We start from the raw sequence: 15,591 nt of genomic DNA, 5'->3' as shown, positions 1-15,591 counted from the left end.
TTTTATTCAATTACCGCTTTGATTCGATCACGGATTCGCTCTCTCAGTTCTTTCGGATCAGACCACTTTATGTAGTTGATTTGTTGAATATCGAAGTGGAGCTTCTTGCCTTCTTTATCGTCTCCATCCGTATGGCCGTCCATGACAGTGTGGATTACATGCTTTCCGAGTGCTCGAGCATATCCTGCTTCAAAATAGGCACCACGGTTATTGAATGTAAAGTCGGCGATGATGAATTTTGCTTCTTTGATCTCAGCTATAATTCTATCGACTATGTGACCCGTGTGATGTTCTGTGACGATATTTGCTTCATACCCGCAGTCCAAGCATGCTTCTTTTACTGTTTCAATGTAAGCATTCTTCGTCGCAGCGAGTTCATCGCCCCAATTGAACTGCATCGCAATGAATGCTTTTTTGGAGTTTAGTCCGGATTCGTTTCTAATTCTGTCAAGTTCAAGCCATCCTTTTGGTGTTAGCTGGGGTGACATATCTCTGAGTGCCATACCAATATAGCCAGGGATATCCACAAGTTCAGAATTCTTGAGCATCTCAATCCAGTATGCGAACTCTTGCGCATCAACAATTTTCAATTGATATAGATCTTTAATAGTGAATTCCACGCTTTGAAATGGGTGTTGATGTTTTGTTTTTTCGCTGATTAGTATGAGGATGTCAGTGAGTTTATTTGAATGTTCAATGGGCAATGAATAAAAGAAGTCGAAATGTTTTATGCTCATGAATTTCGTTAGGTCAGTTTCATCTGATGTAGAATCTGAAAGCCAGGCTGTGTTGATTTTTGTTTTGTGGTTCGTTTGAATATTCTCTTTCACGCAGTTGAGTAGGCTGGGATTCAATTTCTGTTTATTCAGTATAAAAAGTAGGTTGTCATTGATCGCATATGCGCCACAGATTTCACATAAAACCGAGTGAAGGTTTTGAAAACTCATGTGGGTTTCGACGCGTGCTTTTTCTTTACAGAACGGACATTTATTGCTCATTTACTTATTTACTCACAACTTTCTTGGTTTTCTTTTTAGTGAAGCAATCCTTGCTTTCCCAGCATCCGATGGCGCTGAAAAGGAATATGGCGCTTAGGGTGATTTTAATCTTAGTCATGTTAATCCTTTCGGAATAAAACAAACACAGGTTAATGTATATTTGTGAGACGGCTGCTTTATGTTTGGGTAAGAATTCTTTACTGCAACATAAGAGATAAAGTTGGTCTAGTTTGATGACGATAACATAACACATGATAAAGCTGATGGAGGTCTTTCTAGTTCTCTTTTGTTTGATGATCCTGTCGTTTTACTTTGTGGGATCGGCGATTCTTGAGCCTTTTCATTCTCGGGTTTGGATGGTTGTTGGCTCTTATGTATTCGCGTTCGTTATTTATTGCGCGATCAAGCTTAAGCCGTCTAGCCACCGTGAGGCTTTGTCTAATGTTGTGGTTGTGTCGGCCTCTCAATTCATTTCATTCGTTCTATCCTTGTTTATATTTGATTTTCCCAAGGGGCGCTTTGATGAGGAATTTCCGATGCGCGTTTTGTACCTTTTAGTTCCGACAATTTTTGGGACCTATGTCATTCAGTTGATTTTACTGTTTATTGGACGACTACGAGTTTCAAGAGCAGACAAAGGTCACTTATGAGATTTCTTATGGCTTCAATACTCGCAGTGCTTTTAAGTGCGCCCACGTCGGTGAAGGTTAGTTGGGCTTTAGCGGAACCTACGCTGGGGGAGATGTCTTGCCGGGTGGATATGGATTGTGTCTTGGTTTCGCATCCTTGTGAGGGGAAAGAGGCTGTGAATAAGGAACTTAAGGCCACGGCGGAAAAGCGGATTCTTGAGAACTCTAAAAAGAGTTCCTGCCCACAGGTTTCTTACTATGCCCACGTTCAGAAAACTAAAGCTACTTACAAGGCGGTTTGTGTGAATCGGGTTTGTCAGACAAAGCAGGTTTCTAAATGACTTGGAAGAGGAAGAAAGAAAAGCCATTAACTGGGAATCGTTTTTTGGACTTCTTATTGGAGTTTACTGTTGAGCTTGGCTTGGCACTTCTGCTTGGGATCGGCGGGGTGACCTATGTTTGCTCTAAAGATTCCTCAAATAAAACTGTCGAGTCCGTCGTCGACGATAGTAACGTGGTAGCGAAATGAAAAACTCTGTTAGGTATTTGAAAATTGCGGTGATTGGTTTTGTTTCTGCGGTGGCATTTCTTGGGGTGCTTTCATTCTTTATGTTCAGATATTTGCAGAATGAGGGAATTGGTTATGAGCAGAAGGTTCCCTCGTTTGTTAGTTTAGAGGAAGGCTTTCAGGCTTGTCTTTCTGGCGATGCTACAAAGTGTGATGAAGTGTTTAGTGAGGAAACTAAGAAGTTCCTTCAAGATCCTCAATTTGTTGCTCATATGAAAGAGCAAAGTGAGTCTTTGGGGCGAAGAGTGAGTTCACAGATTATTCCAAGCAGCTATAAACGAGTAAGCTCTGTTGGCTTGAGATTTCCTTCCAGAAACGGCACCGTAACGACCATAGCCTTCACAGTTCAATATGCAAACGATCCAGCCGCTAAAGTGACTCTCGCAACAGGAGAGGAAGACGGAAAGCTCATCATCGGTAACTATTTTATTGAATCTAAGGTGTTTAAGTAGAATGAAAACCACTACTAGATATTTGGTTGTGATCGCGTTTATTCCGGTCTCGATGATGGCGAGTAGCTTTGTTGCTGTTCATCTTTCGCCGTGGATTGGTGCTGACTATTTTCTTGTGATCGACGGTGTTGTGCTTTTAGCAGTTTCCTATTTGATTTGGGTTTTGACGGGATTGTGTGCAACGAGTAAGAGTTAGGTTTGGAGAAAATAGAGCGATTTTTCCAGATTAGCCTTTTGAGTATTAATATTTAAGACATGATTGACATAATAGCTTCGCATTTAAGAGTATCTGTCTTTTGAATCTTGAGTGTTTTTGTATTTAAAATATATTTTCTGAGATTAAAGGTTTCATTTCCAGTACCTTTGGCTACCGCTTTTTCTTCTTCGGTACAAATTTTCTTTTCGTCTTCGATCCATAAGTAAATCGTTGAGTTGGATTTAAACTCGTGTGCGAATGCTTTCTTTTCAAAAATCTCTTTTTTCTGATTTATGTCGTAAATATTTAATTGGGTTTCTGTGGTTTTCCACGAGGAAACCGTCATAGCTAGGTCTGTCGATAAATCTAAGTAGGGTATTCCTCTGGTTTTAAGCTTATAGAGGGCCTTTTCATACTTGTTGTCGTGACAAGACGCGGGCGAGATATCTTGCTTACGTGAAGTATGAAAATCCACTTCGTACATACCTTCATTATTTGCAACTCTGATTAAGTATTTCCCGACAAACTTACAGTTTGGCACTTTGGTTTGATAGTTGCTAATAAGCTCCACCGGGACTTGTGCATGAGTATTCGATGAAGCTGCAAGCAATATTAAGGTAAGAAGAAGTTTATCCATGATCTATTTTAAACATACAGAAATTCGAAACTCACACAAATTAGCTAAATAAAGTGTTGTAGTGATCTCGGTAATTAATCGGTATTTGACTCAAAAAACTTTGTGAGTGGCGCCGTCGTAGAATTCACGACGAAGGATCGACAGATAGAGGGGCGATGCCGAAGCCTTAAAAGTTAGATCGTTTTAGATCTTTTCTGCTAAAACATCCTTTAAGTACTTCGTAGAAGCGAACTCAGCCCTGTCGCGTCTAAGCAGTTTTCCGTCATCCATCTGATCTCGGAGTTTTCTGTAGAGGTTTATCGAAGCTTCTAGAGCCATTGCGCATGATTGTTTGTCATAGGCCGGAACTGTCTTTTTGAAATCTTCTAAATCTTCTTTTGCCAGAAACTCAAGTCGGCGTGACCCTCGGGGAAGATTTCCATGCTTCACCAATGAGAGTGAGCCAAGAGTTTCGGTGCGTAAGAAAGTCAATAGGTCAATAACCTGGAAAAGCTCACCACGGCCAAGCTTTGTCGCCCCATAGTGGATCCAAACCCAAAAGCGATCTTCAATCCATTGAAGGTTTGGCATTGGGTGCTTCGCAGATGATTTTGACATTTGGGCTGTGAGTAAGCCACTTCGCTCCCAGGCGATAACGGGATCTTCAATGCGGGCTTCTAGATCTGCGAGTTTGATAAACTTCAAATCCACATGCAAAATCGGGTTGTCGTATAATGCGATAAGCAGGCGCGGCTCACCCACGTGTTCGCCAGTAAACCCTACGAGAAAGTCTCCAAGACTTTTTGCGATGAGCTCTCTAGTGGCTAACATTGAATCATATGATGTGTCTTCGCAAACGATGACCAGATCCAAATCGGAGAATCGATCCGTATTCTTTGTAATCCATGAGCCAGCCACAGCAATACCAAGAATACGGTCGTCTTTTTTCAAAATTTCGATGGTGTTGTTAAGGAATGTTTGAAGTTCATCCATTGGACTATTGGATCAGTCCCCGCTAGGGAAGGCAAGAATTGAAAGACCTGTTTTTGGTTGTATTTCTATCTTGCCATAGACTAATCTATATTTACCACGCAATAATACCATACGGAACTTGCGCCCCATACTGATTAACGGTTGGATTTGTTATGAATTCTGAAAGAAAAGAGTTTGTCGTTGCGATTGTTCTGTCGGTTCTAATCCCAGCTGCATATCTGGTCGATTTGTATTTCACTGGATGTGTATCGCCCCTCATGGGAACTGGTAATGTCGAATGTGATTCCACGATTGGAAAAGATCTGCTTATCGCCATGATGACGATCCTGATTTTAATGGGGTTTGGTCTTTACATGTTTACTCGTTCAAAATAGTCGGGATTTCGCAACAGATTAAAGAATATAAACAATAGTGACAATAACTTGTTTATAGGTATGATTTAGATATGAGTGTGTTTTTAAAGATTATTGTGGTCATTGTTATTCTCGGTTCCATTAGCTGTGTGCAAAAGGGGATCGTTGGGTCTGCTACATATGATTGGGCGGAGAGTCGCAAGTATGTCGAACATAGACCTAGTTATGGATATGAAATCGGCGTGGTGGGCAGGGAGCCCATCGTAAATCCTCTCATGGAGTTTTTGTCAGCAGGTCTAAGTTACAGCGTGAGATCTTTAGAATTAGAGTCCGGCGCTGATACAGGATATGTCAAAGTTGCATCCATAGATCCAAGTTTCGGTTTTGGAATTTACATAAATGATCAGTTTTATTTTACTCCCACTTTGAGATTCTCTATTCCGGTATCTGTTTCGAGCGAACTCGGTGATGATGATTATCCCACAGAAGGAATCTGGGGATTAAAATCCTATGCCGAAATGGATTTCGCCTACAGAGTAAATCAGAAGCTACATGTTTCAGCTTTCATGCAAGTTGGATCCGACATTATGCTGTTATCTAAAGAGCCATTTTACGATGGAACTGGTGGGATGCGCGTAGTTGGATTAAGAATGACCTATTTATTTGAGGATCAGTAAGTATGATTTCCTTCATCTTAGTGTTGCTCCTGTCGCTCGTTTCAGTGTTTGCTTATGCAGAGGAATCTAAAGTTGAGTGGGTGAATAAATTTGGTCGAGAATCGCAGGTCGAAAGAAAGCGTTGTAATTTCGATAGTGATTGCCGAGTCATCACGGATAGAATGCACAATATTACCGCCGTTGTTGAGGGCGATGTTGAGCGATATAGAAGACGAAAAAATGATCCTGTTGTCTGTTTGGGCTGTTCCGAGGGATCTGAGTCAGATTATGTGCCAAAGTGTGTAGCAAATAGCTGTCGCGCAGTAAGGAAAAATACTGATTCAGAAATCTGGGTTGAGTGTAGAAAAGATAGTGATTGTATGGTGTGGAGAGATGCATGTGGGAAGGTGGTTGCTTCGCCGGTAAAGCCACGCAAAAGACACACCGAACTTATAGGGGTCTACGGAGTTCCTCGTTGTCTTAAAGGTCGCTCAAATGAGGATGTGGTCGATTACTATCCTACATGTGAGGACTTCAAGTGTACCCCAAAAGCTAAAAAGCTAAATACCAAAGGCAAAAAGGAAGCTAAGTAGATGCGGTTTTGGTTGATTGGAATTGCGATTACGGCGGCTTGTGGTGGCGGAGTGGCGTACTACTATTCCCAATCAAGATCATTGACGCAAGAAGAGTGGAAGCAGTGGCGTGAGAAAACCTTTGAGGAGATCAAAGCGGAATCAGAAAAACGTGGGCCACCCCTCGAGGATAAAGTATTAAGCTCCGAGTGGAGGCAGTGTGATTCGGATCGTGACTGCGAAGTTTTTACTTTTGAGTGTAGCGTAGTATCAATAAACCGAATGTTTGAGTCAGAATTTAAGATGCGTCGATGGAAAGAAAACCCTGGTCATTGTTTTGATGGACCGTCCTCTGAGGATTATAGTGGTCTTTGCAAACGCAATCAATGCGATAAAAAGTACTCCCCGGAAAAGAAACGGAAAATGTGGAAGTAGAACTTATGAGTAAGGTATGGATGCGACTTCTGATATTTGACTTCTGTAGCGGGTTGTTTTGGATATTACCTAGATTGCTGCCGACAGATCATGGGGCTCCATCAGTTGGTGATATGTTAGTTTCCATGCTGGGTGCCCTCGTTATGGGGCTTCCAGCGTCATTGGTAATATAAATATAGTATTGTTTTTGCGAGCAACTTCTCGCTAAACTTTAAGTATGAAGCTAAACTTTCGATTCACTATAGTGGTTCTTTCTCTCCTCATCACATCCAATTCCGAGGCCACCATAATTTATACTTTTGGAGGCTTAAAGTCGGCTTCCAAAAATGATTTCGCCGCACATATAGATAAAAAAGATCGGGATATATATCTGGAGGCAGATGTAGACGGTGATGGTAGCATCGATGGAATCAATATGGTCTTTGGGCGATCAATCAAAGACAAAAAAGATATGTCACAAGTTTATTTGACGTCTTCGAAGTTGCGTAAACGCATTCCACTCAAAGATTACCCTTTAAAGAAGGGTAGAATCGACATGTCGATGAAAGTTAAGAATAAAGGGGACGAGGGAATCTCTACGAGAAAGTACTTCTCTTCCGATGATCCTAAGGTGGTAGCCAAGTATAAAGATTCAGTGGTCATCGAAGTTTCTTATAAGAACTATTGGTGCACCATCGGGTATTTCTTCGTAGATGGTGAAATGAAGTCCGAGGAGGCTTGTGATTAATATGAAAGTGATCTGAGCCCAATTTCAGTACTTAGTTGCCTCTACAGTAAATCCAATGCTAAAAACCCAACCAATCAAATTCACAAGGTTGGTTGGTGTGCCCGAATTACCAGAAGTCGAAGTCGTCCGAAAAGGATTAGAACAAATCCTCATCAAACAACCGACGTTACTTGATATCGAATTAAAACGCCCGGATCTGCGCGATCCGATTCCTCTTAAAAAATTGAAAACCCTTATTGGCCAAAAAGTTAAGCGTGTGGAGCGCCGAGCGAAGTACCTTCTCTTGTGGACTGACAAGGGGGGAATGCTGTCGCACTTGGGGATGACGGGGACGTGGCGAGTTGCGCCGAAGGGTGATGAGCGGTTGCATGATCATATCTATTTGCACTTCAAAGGCGGGTTGAGGCTCGCATATCGCGACCCGCGTCGCTTTGGGATTTTTGACTTTGTGGCGGCGGATGATGTTGCGGCGCACCCAAGGCTTAAGATCTTAGGTCCCGAACCACTGAGTGCTGAATTTTCGGGCGAAACTTTGTGGCAGAGTTTGCGTAACAAAGAGGTCGCATTGAAGGTTGCTATCATGGATCAAAAAGTGGTTGTGGGGGTAGGGAACATCTACGCCAGTGAGGCACTTTTTGCGGCGAAAATTAAGCCGACTTTGCCTGCGAAAAAACTCTCTCTTGAGAGAGCAAATCTCCTCGTAAAAGAGATCCGTCGCATCCTTTTAGAAAGCATAGAAAAAGGTGGCTCTTCCATTAGTGATTTTGCCCAAACTTCAGGCGACAGCGGCTACTTTCAAAACACTTTCAAAGTGTATGATCGTGCGGGTTTGCCCTGTGTTGTGTGCAAGCAACAGATAAAATCGAAAGTGATGGGCGGTCGGAATACTTTCTGGTGCGCTCATTGCCAGAAATAATTTTTAAAATTTCGTTGCTAAGGCATAATAGTTTTGTATAACTTGGTCCTTAGTCGAGATTAACAAAAAAATCAGATGAGCCATGTCGGTGAGTCTGGAATTTATTTACGAAGGGACACAACAATGAAAGCTATCGTTATCACAGCTTTGCTAGCACTTTCTTTCACAACTGGTTTCACTTGCTCTAAAAACCAACCAGCTGAAACTACAACAACTACTACTGAGACTACTACTACTGCTCCAGCAGAAGGTACAGCAGCTCCAGCAGCTGACGCAACTGCAGCTCCAGCAGCAGATGCAACTGCTACTCCAGCAGCTCCAGCTGGCGAAACTAAGTAATTAGTTTCTCTTAGTTGAGTTAGAAAAAGCCACCGAGAGGTGGCTTTTTTTTTGCCTTCGAGACGGGTCGATGAAAAAGGCCCATCTCCTGCGTTGTCGGGTGCGGTCCTCGCTCCGACGTGCCTGGAGCACGCCTGCGCTGCGGTTCGCTCCCTCCGCCTTGGACCTGGACCTTTTTGATCGACCCTCTTGTCTGGGATGCCTTCGTGTTATTTTGACGTTTCTTCTGGCTGGCCTTCGGCGCCGCTTTTTTGCTGGCTGGCTGTCGCCTTTGGCGACTTAGCGCCGCTCCTGTTGGGGCTTTCAGCCCCTTGCCCCCGGTTGGGGTTGCACCCCTTGCCCCGCTTTTGGAAATCATAAAATGGCAGGTTTTGCCGGGTTTTTGTCTAAACGGGGTGGAGGATTTTTTGTTTAAAGTAGGGGTGGAACTCTAGTTTTGACAGTACTTAAGCCCTCGTATTTGTTGGGCATTATGAAAAGCCCGCTTGCTTGCCGTTGGATTTAGGAGTGTAATTAATGGGGTAATGCAATAATAAGGAGAATCATCGTGGATTCAATCAACGCGTTGTATGGGTATTTCTTAGAGTGTTGTACATGGGGATGGGCCGTCGGCTCACTTGTACTTCTTCTGTTCGTGGGTTTCTTTGGAAGTCCTTTGATCGTTTGGACGATCGTGTTAGCGGCTATCATGGTGGGTTTTGCGGCCCCTATGTGGTTGTGGATTCTGTTCGCTGTTGTGGCAGTGGTCTTCAACATTCCGCCAATTCGTACGGCGTTAATTACGTCGGGTGTGTTCGCGATCTTCAAAAAGTTCCAGTTCCTTCCTAAGATCTCTGATACAGAGAAAGCCGCTCTAGATGCGGGTGTGGTGTGGGTAGAGAAAGATCTTTTCTCTGGTAAACCTAACTTCCAAAATTTGATGAACGAACCTTACCCAGATTTGACTGCGGAAGAAAAAGCGTTCATGACAGGCCCGGTTGAACAACTTTGTAAAATGATCGACCACTGGGAGATCTACAAAACTAAAGAAATCCCTCAACCAATTTGGGACTTCATCAAGAAAGAAAAATTCTTGGGCATGATCGTTCCGAAAGAGTTCGGTGGTCTTGGCTTCTCGGCACTTTGCCACTCTGAAGTTATCATGAAGCTTTCTTCTCGCTCGATCGCAGTTGCGATTCAAGTGATGGTTCCAAACTCTTTGGGTCCTGCAGAACTTCTTGCTCACTACGGTACTGATGCTCAGAAAAATCACTGGTTGCCTCGTTTGGCTGAAGGTAAGGAAATCCCTTGCTTCGGTTTGACAGAGCCTAATGCGGGTTCTGATGCGGGCGCGATCGTTTCTACTGGTGTTCTTTTCAAAGGACCAGATGGAAAAATCAAAATCAAATTGAACTGGAATAAACGTTGGATCACTTTGGCTGCGATCTCTTCTGTGATCGGTCTTGCGTTCCGTTTGCGTGACCCTGAAAATCTTTTGGGTAAAGGTGAGGACCTTGGTATCACTTGCGGTCTGATCCCTTCTAACACACCAGGCGTTGTTCTTGGTAAACGTCATGATCCACTAAATACTGCATTCTATAACTGCCCAACACACGGTAAAGACGTTGTTGTAGACGCTGAAGAAGCTATCGTTGGTGGTGTTGCGAATGCTGGTAAAGGTTGGATGATGTTGATGGAGTGCTTGGCTGCGGGCCGTGGTATCTCTCTTCCAGCTCAAGCAACAGGCGGAGCAAAACTTGCAACTCGCGTAACTTCTGCTCACGCAGTAGTTCGTCGTCAGTTCGGTGTTTCTATCGGTAAATTCGAAGGTGTTGAAGAACCTCTAGCACGTATTGGTGCTGCGGCTTACACACTTGAAGCAATGAGACGTTATTGCCTAGGTGCCCTTGATAAAGGTATCAAACCAGGCGTTATCACAGCGATGCAAAAATACTATACGACTGAAATCGGCCGTAAAGTGATCATCGATGCGATGGACATCATGGGTGGTGCGGGTATCTCTATGGGACCTCGTAACGTATTGGCAGAGATCTATATCGCAACTCCAATCGGTATCACGGTTGAGGGTGCAAATATCATGACTCGTACGTTGATCGTATTCGGTCAAGGTGCTCTTCGTGCCCATCCTTTCGCTTACGCGGAAGTAAAAGCATACGAAGCTAACGATCTAAAAGGTTTTGATGCGGCATTCTTTGGTCACATCGGTCACATCATCCGTAACACGTGCCGTGCGATCTTGTTGTCATGCTCTCGTGGTTACTTGGCTTCTACTCCAGACTGCCATCCTGAAATGAAAGTGTATTTCCGTCGTATGTCTTGGACATCTGCTACATTCGCATTGCTATCTGATATCGCAATGGGTGTATTGGGTGGTTCTTTGAAAATGAAAGAAAAAATCACGGGTCGTTTCGCAGATATCTTGGCTCACATGTATATCGCAACTGCGATCCTTCGTCGTTTCGAAGCAGAAGGCCGTAAAGAAGAAGACTTGGCATTCGCTCACTACAACTTGAAAATGTGCATGGTTGAAATCCAAAAAGGTTTCGATGGTATCTTTGATAACTTGAAGATCCCGGGTATGCGTTGGTTCTTTAAAGGTTGGATCGGTGCTTGGTCTCGTATCAACTCTATCGGTTCACAAGCTTCTGACGGTTGGACACACGCTATCGCTTCTGAAATGATGAAAGAGGGCGGTATGCGCGATCGTTTGACTCAAGGTATTTACCTTCCAAAAGAGCGCGATCAAGCAATCGGTCGTTTGGATTACGCTTTCACAGTTTCTTTGAGAGCTGAAGCAGCTGAAAAGAAAATCAAAAAAGCGATCCGTGACGGCTTTCTTCCTAAGAAGAAAGCAAACTTGTTGGTAGACGAAGCATTGTCTAAAAACGTAATCACTTCTGAAGAGGCAACTCTAGTGAAAGAAGCTGATTCTGTACGTTACGATGCAATCTTGGTGGACGAGTTCACTGAAGAGCAATACCACGCTAACAAAGTAATCCCTTAGTTGGATCTTTAAAGCTAAAAACGAAAAACCCCGGTGATGAGCCGGGGTTTTTTATTTTTAGAAGAGGGCGTTGTTCAGATTCGTATTCAGCTCAAGGATGGATTTCTCGAGATCAACCAAAAGATTAGCCATTTCTTGTGCGGTGACCTTCGGTGGATCGATGTAACGGAATTCAGCGTCCGGGTATTTCGGCGCAGAATAATTGTACAGAATCCCTAATTTAAGAGCGATATCTTTTGCAGTTACTTTGGCACGGAGATTTTCGCTCATGGAGTCGGCAAAGAGACTGTTGTAGTTCGTACGAGCTAAGATCGATTCTGGAGTGTTAGTCCAATTAGCCTTCACCAGCATGCCGATATATCGAACTCTAAGCAGGGCGTCTGCAAATACATTTTCGCTCTCAGGTAAAATTGGATAAGTCGTTTTTTGCAGGGAATAGAGACTCTCGATTTGCTTTTCAAGAGTCTGCATTACTATTGAATACTGCGATTGAACCAGAGGACGATTCGTCCAATCTAATATCAACAGACTTTTAGTCGGGCCAAACCCAATCAACGGGAAAGTTGGAAGGTCTGGATAGCCGTTCATATCCATATAAAGTAAGACATCGTTTTGAAATGCGATGGCCTGGTCTTCGTTGAAACCCAAAAGGTGAGAGTATTCATGCGCGAACAAGGCTAATAACTGATGTCTGTAATTGTAGACCGTAAGTACTGAAGTCAGTCCCGCGGCATTCACACAGATTGTAGTTTTAGGTTTGCTATAGGCAGCTGCAAGATACTCTTTTCCATTCACCATGCACGGTGTTTTTTGGATTTCAACAGGTGTGTTGTTGATGGCGTCTTCCAAGGCCTGGAATTGATTCGGCTTTAAAATAAGAGTGTTGTTCTGTGTTTGAATCCATGCGTGGATCACCAACTTAAGTTCTTGCGACGTCGTCATCAGGGCCGCAGAGATATCAGTTAAGGAGGCATTGCGGTCATAGGAAGTACCACCACCGTTACCGATACGAACTGTATTGGCAGTTGCGATGGAAGAAAAAACTAAAAGAAGCGCTGTTAGTTGCAGTTTCATGCGTGAGCTCCCATTTCAAGTAGTGGCTTCAGGAAGTTGTCATTTGCCTTCACAGGGGCGATTTCTAAGGGCTGACTCGTTGGAACGATATTTAAGTTCAACTGACAAACGCGCGCGCCATCTAAAACTTTAGAAGTGTATTTACGATTCAAAAAGTTCAAAAACTGATCGATATCAGTTTTGATTTCCGTGAATTCCATATCTGTCAAAGTCATTACCAAAGAGTCAAAGCGACGCTCGCTTGGAGGCAGCATCATCGCTTCCAACGCTTCATTCAGGCTGTTTTTGTGGAAGGACTGAACTGCAGTGTTCCCCATGTTGTCAGGGATGCGTAGGTCATTCTGAGTCGTTCTCCAGTTGCCGCTCGCTTCATCGTATTCAGCCAAGCCGCAGTCCTTGATGTTTTGCAAGATTTCAGCCGCTTCCGTTTTAGGAATCTGGAATGTTTGGGCGACAAAGTCAGCTGTGCAGTTCAGTGAATGCAGGCTTAGCAGCAAATGCACGCGGGGAGTTTTTGGATTTGAAAGGAACTTATAGATATCGTGAAGTTCACCGTCAGCTTTGCTTTTATTCAAAGTAACGATTTGTTGGAAGTGGTATTCCTTATTCAAGAAGTTCGTGGAGTTTGCGTAAAGTACCAAGTGTTCGAAGTACTCGCACTCAAGCGCACTCAGTTTCAAAGAGTTTAGAAGCAAAGAAATTGACTCTTCGCCCAGATTTCTGTTTCCGTGCAAAACATTGCTTAAGAAACTGCGACTTTTAAAACCGCATTGGCGGCTCCAAGTTGCATAAGAAAAGTGGGGAGATTGGCTTTTGGAATAGTGATACCAAGCCTGTAAAAACTGGCGGTAATCAACGAATGACATGATCTGCGGTTTAACCATGAGTGTATTCCTCTAACGTGCTGAATTTGGAGGCTTGAATACACAGGGAGGCGGGGGAGCGGCAAACTAAATAGCGTAAATAGCTATTATGATGGGCTTTATAGGGGGATTTCCATTACTTATTACAGGGTGTGAGGATGTAATGATTGTATTCCGGAATACACTTAAGGGCTCCGAAAAATAAAAAACCCTGGTTTGAGGCCAGGGTTTTTTTAAGCAAACTTATGTAAGGGGATTAGTTCGCAGAAGTCGTAGACTCTTGAACGTCTACAGCGGCTTTAATTGTGCCGTCACAGAAGTCGTCCGCACAAGCTTTTCTGATTTCGTTATCATTGATGAAGGCTTCGTTTGCATCGATCACTTTAGTTACGTTCACCATGCCAGCTTCGTCTCTGTAAGCTTTGTATTGAACTTGGTAGATACCGGGAGCCAAGCGTTTGGCTGTAACATTAGAGTAAGCGTCCTCTGCGATCAGGTAAGCAGCGCTGATGTTGCCCATTTCAGCCATGCTGTTGTAACCCAAGTAAACAGTGTAACGAGGGCTAACATCAGTGCTTTTGCCGTTATCAGTAGTAACGATCGTGATTTTTTTAGTAACGCCTTCTTTACTTGTGGCTTCAGCCAAACGGATAGCTTGGTCAATAGTCGCTGGTGAAATTTTAGATGACGTTGGAGCTACTTGTTTAGCTTGAACTGTCATTGCGGCAGACATGATTACTGCGAATAATCCGATTGTTTTCATGGAATCTCCTTATGGTTAATTTTGTTTTTCAATGTTTGCGAAGATAACCAAGTCCAAAAAAAAGTGGTGGTAAATTTCTGCAATGGTATGGATAAGTGGTGACCATAGGTAACCGCGATGTAAAAACTCCTGGTTTCGTAAAGTGTGTGGGCGTATCCATTGAGGCTTCGTGGAGTACTTGATTCTCTATTGTTAAAAGACGCATGGAAATTTGCGGATCACCTGATTAAGATAAACCCTTTTGGGGAGGTTCCTGTGGTATTCGTAAAAGGCAGCACCATCGCTGCGGGTCTTTTGCTATCGTCTTCATTCGCTCTTGCTGAATTGCAAATCACGGGCAATCAAAACATCTGGGCAGTGCCTTCGACCTCCAAAAGCTGCAAAGCCTGGAAGGAAAACAAAGAAGAAGACGACATTAAGCCTAAATACATCAATATCGGAAATCTAAGCTTCCTATGGTCCGATCCTAAACGAGATTTTCGCATAAAAGAGGTCCGCGTCTCTGTGCGTGACTCAATCTTAAAAGGCGGCGAATACCGCTGCTCTATTAAAGGTGATGAACTGCAAGCTCTTGGGGAGGGCTCATGGTTAAAAATCCCGAAAGCAGGAAGCCATCAGTATAGCTATGTGGCCACAGATTGCCCGGCACTTTGTGGCGGGATGGAATTCGCAGAAGACATTGCCGCCACAATGAGCGGAAAAATAGAAGTCGTGGGTGATTTGTTAGATCCAGAAAACCCGGTAGAGCAAGTTTATGGCTTGCCCATCCAAGTCGACAATCTCGAGTTCTAAAAGGCCATGATCCCAACTGTGAAAGACAAACTATAAACCGAGCTGTGACCGTCAACGTTGCGGCTTGAGATAATCACAGGCACATCGCCATCCATACTGATGTCGCTGCCTTGTTCAAGCTCGTGATAGGCAAAGCCGATTTCGGTAAACCAAACTTGTCCTTTGCTAGTCATATGTAAAGTCCCTAAAGCTCCGCCAATAACAGGTCCATCAAATTGAATGCGGTCCACATTGCCATCACTCACTTTGCTGTGATCGCCATTTAAGAAAATAACCATCGGTGCGCGACCGACGAACAGTCTGCCGTACGGTTGTCCCAACTGATAGTCTGTCAAGCTTGGCAGTGGAGTGCGCACGCCAACTGTGAACAAAGTGTCCCAGAGCAGGTAATTGCTGACGCGATTGAATCCCACGGAGGAGCCAATCTCGATCGCCCAGTTTTCGTTGATGAAGTAAGTGATGTCGGTTTTAAGATTTAAACCCAAGCCGCCATCGTAAGTACCTTCTTGGTCAGAAAATAAGGCCGTGTTCACTCCAGCGCCTGCAAACAAATGCATGCCCTTCGTCCAATTATAGGGAAAGAACTCCTGGGCTTGGGCGAGTGATGAAAAACTAAGAATGAAAGCCAGAAGAAGTGTTTTCATA

At 43.7% G+C, this 15,591-nt stretch carries 19 protein-coding genes; 12 read left to right on the top strand and 7 right to left on the bottom strand.

What is annotated here, in order from left to right:
- Nucleotides 1-2: 2 nt before the first annotated feature.
- Entirely contained in the window at nucleotides 3-998 is a 996-nt protein-coding gene (locus ACLVWP_RS10885) for a hypothetical protein (protein ID WP_413557273.1), read from the bottom strand.
- Between the two features lie 251 nt (nucleotides 999-1,249).
- On the opposite strand from ACLVWP_RS10885, the gene ACLVWP_RS10880 reads away from it, so the two are divergent.
- The 4 genes from ACLVWP_RS10880 to ACLVWP_RS10865 all read left to right on the top strand — a co-directional run bounded on the left by ACLVWP_RS10880 (nucleotide 1,250) and on the right by ACLVWP_RS10865 (nucleotide 2,843).
- Entirely contained in the window at nucleotides 1,250-1,648 is a 399-nt protein-coding gene (locus ACLVWP_RS10880) for a hypothetical protein (protein WP_413557272.1), read from the top strand.
- An 8-nt stretch (nucleotides 1,649-1,656) separates the two neighbouring features.
- On the top strand, nucleotides 1,657-1,968 hold the full coding sequence (locus tag ACLVWP_RS10875) for a hypothetical protein (protein ID WP_413557271.1): 312 nt from the start codon (nucleotides 1,657-1,659) through the stop codon (nucleotides 1,966-1,968).
- 205 nt (nucleotides 1,969-2,173) lie between these two features.
- Complete coding sequence (locus ACLVWP_RS10870; RefSeq protein WP_413557270.1) at nucleotides 2,174-2,647, top strand: hypothetical protein; 474 nt, start codon at nucleotides 2,174-2,176, stop codon at nucleotides 2,645-2,647.
- Between the two features lies 1 nt (nucleotide 2,648).
- The gene (locus tag ACLVWP_RS10865; RefSeq protein ID WP_413557269.1) at nucleotides 2,649-2,843 is read left to right on the top strand and encodes a hypothetical protein; all 195 of its coding nucleotides are present in this window, start codon (nucleotides 2,649-2,651) and stop codon (nucleotides 2,841-2,843) included.
- 52 nt (nucleotides 2,844-2,895) lie between these two features.
- On the opposite strand, the gene ACLVWP_RS10860 is transcribed toward ACLVWP_RS10865, so the two are convergent.
- Nucleotides 2,896-3,480 (bottom strand): hypothetical protein, encoded by a 585-nt coding sequence (locus ACLVWP_RS10860; RefSeq protein WP_413557268.1) that lies wholly within the window; start codon nucleotides 3,478-3,480, stop codon nucleotides 2,896-2,898.
- A 183-nt stretch (nucleotides 3,481-3,663) separates the two neighbouring features.
- Nucleotides 3,664-4,452: an aminoglycoside 6-adenylyltransferase gene (locus ACLVWP_RS10855; RefSeq protein ID WP_413557267.1), complete on the bottom strand. Its 789-nt coding sequence runs from the start codon at nucleotides 4,450-4,452 to the stop codon at nucleotides 3,664-3,666.
- Nucleotides 4,453-4,604: 152 nt separating this feature from the next.
- Here ACLVWP_RS10855 and ACLVWP_RS10850 point away from each other — a divergent pair, with 152 nt between their 5' ends.
- From ACLVWP_RS10850 to ACLVWP_RS10820, 7 genes are all read left to right on the top strand, one after another.
- Nucleotides 4,605-4,826 carry a hypothetical protein gene (locus ACLVWP_RS10850; protein ID WP_413557266.1) on the top strand — a complete coding sequence of 74 codons (222 nt, stop codon included), beginning with the start codon at nucleotides 4,605-4,607 and terminating at the stop codon, nucleotides 4,824-4,826.
- A 71-nt stretch (nucleotides 4,827-4,897) separates the two neighbouring features.
- Nucleotides 4,898-5,482 (top strand): hypothetical protein, encoded by a 585-nt coding sequence (locus tag ACLVWP_RS10845; RefSeq protein ID WP_413557265.1) that lies wholly within the window; start codon nucleotides 4,898-4,900, stop codon nucleotides 5,480-5,482.
- Between the two features lie 2 nt (nucleotides 5,483-5,484).
- Nucleotides 5,485-6,054 carry a hypothetical protein gene (locus ACLVWP_RS10840; protein WP_413557264.1) on the top strand — a complete coding sequence of 190 codons (570 nt, stop codon included), beginning with the start codon at nucleotides 5,485-5,487 and terminating at the stop codon, nucleotides 6,052-6,054.
- A 631-nt stretch (nucleotides 6,055-6,685) separates the two neighbouring features.
- A complete protein-coding gene (locus ACLVWP_RS10835; protein WP_413557263.1) occupies nucleotides 6,686-7,195 on the top strand; it encodes a hypothetical protein in 510 nt (169 codons plus the stop codon).
- A gap of 55 nt (nucleotides 7,196-7,250) precedes the next feature.
- The gene (mutM, locus tag ACLVWP_RS10830) at nucleotides 7,251-8,111 is read left to right on the top strand and encodes a bifunctional DNA-formamidopyrimidine glycosylase/DNA-(apurinic or apyrimidinic site) lyase (protein WP_413557262.1); all 861 of its coding nucleotides are present in this window, start codon (nucleotides 7,251-7,253) and stop codon (nucleotides 8,109-8,111) included.
- A gap of 123 nt (nucleotides 8,112-8,234) precedes the next feature.
- Nucleotides 8,235-8,450 (top strand): acylneuraminate cytidylyltransferase, encoded by a 216-nt coding sequence (locus tag ACLVWP_RS10825; protein WP_413557261.1) that lies wholly within the window; start codon nucleotides 8,235-8,237, stop codon nucleotides 8,448-8,450.
- A gap of 547 nt (nucleotides 8,451-8,997) precedes the next feature.
- Nucleotides 8,998-11,454 (top strand): acyl-CoA dehydrogenase, encoded by a 2,457-nt coding sequence (locus ACLVWP_RS10820; protein WP_413557260.1) that lies wholly within the window; start codon nucleotides 8,998-9,000, stop codon nucleotides 11,452-11,454.
- A gap of 57 nt (nucleotides 11,455-11,511) precedes the next feature.
- Here the strand turns inward: ACLVWP_RS10820 and ACLVWP_RS10815 are convergent, their stop codons facing one another.
- The 3 genes from ACLVWP_RS10815 to ACLVWP_RS10805 all read right to left on the bottom strand — a co-directional run bounded on the left by ACLVWP_RS10815 (nucleotide 11,512) and on the right by ACLVWP_RS10805 (nucleotide 14,154).
- The gene (locus ACLVWP_RS10815; protein ID WP_413557259.1) at nucleotides 11,512-12,528 is read right to left on the bottom strand and encodes a hypothetical protein; all 1,017 of its coding nucleotides are present in this window, start codon (nucleotides 12,526-12,528) and stop codon (nucleotides 11,512-11,514) included.
- On the bottom strand, nucleotides 12,525-13,412 hold the full coding sequence (locus tag ACLVWP_RS10810; RefSeq protein ID WP_413557258.1) for a TIGR02147 family protein: 888 nt from the start codon (nucleotides 13,410-13,412) through the stop codon (nucleotides 12,525-12,527). The genes ACLVWP_RS10815 and ACLVWP_RS10810 overlap by 4 nt, the downstream gene beginning before the upstream one ends.
- Before the next feature lie 235 nt (nucleotides 13,413-13,647).
- Nucleotides 13,648-14,154 (bottom strand): hypothetical protein, encoded by a 507-nt coding sequence (locus ACLVWP_RS10805; protein WP_413557257.1) that lies wholly within the window; start codon nucleotides 14,152-14,154, stop codon nucleotides 13,648-13,650.
- Nucleotides 14,155-14,409: 255 nt separating this feature from the next.
- Between ACLVWP_RS10805 and ACLVWP_RS10800 the strand changes: the two genes are divergently transcribed.
- Entirely contained in the window at nucleotides 14,410-14,946 is a 537-nt protein-coding gene (locus ACLVWP_RS10800; protein ID WP_413557256.1) for a hypothetical protein, read from the top strand.
- Here the strand turns inward: ACLVWP_RS10800 and ACLVWP_RS10795 are convergent.
- On the bottom strand, nucleotides 14,943-15,590 hold the full coding sequence (locus tag ACLVWP_RS10795; protein WP_413557255.1) for a hypothetical protein: 648 nt from the start codon (nucleotides 15,588-15,590) through the stop codon (nucleotides 14,943-14,945). The genes ACLVWP_RS10800 and ACLVWP_RS10795 overlap by 4 nt on opposite strands.
- Nucleotide 15,591: the final 1 nt, after the last annotated feature.

The sequence above is a fragment of the Bdellovibrio sp. HCB209 genome, assembly GCF_047306065.1.
Lineage (GTDB): Bacteria > Bdellovibrionota > Bdellovibrionia > Bdellovibrionales > Bdellovibrionaceae > Bdellovibrio.
Note: the sequence above shows the minus strand (reverse complement) of the source record. Positions and strands in the feature narration are given on the sequence as shown.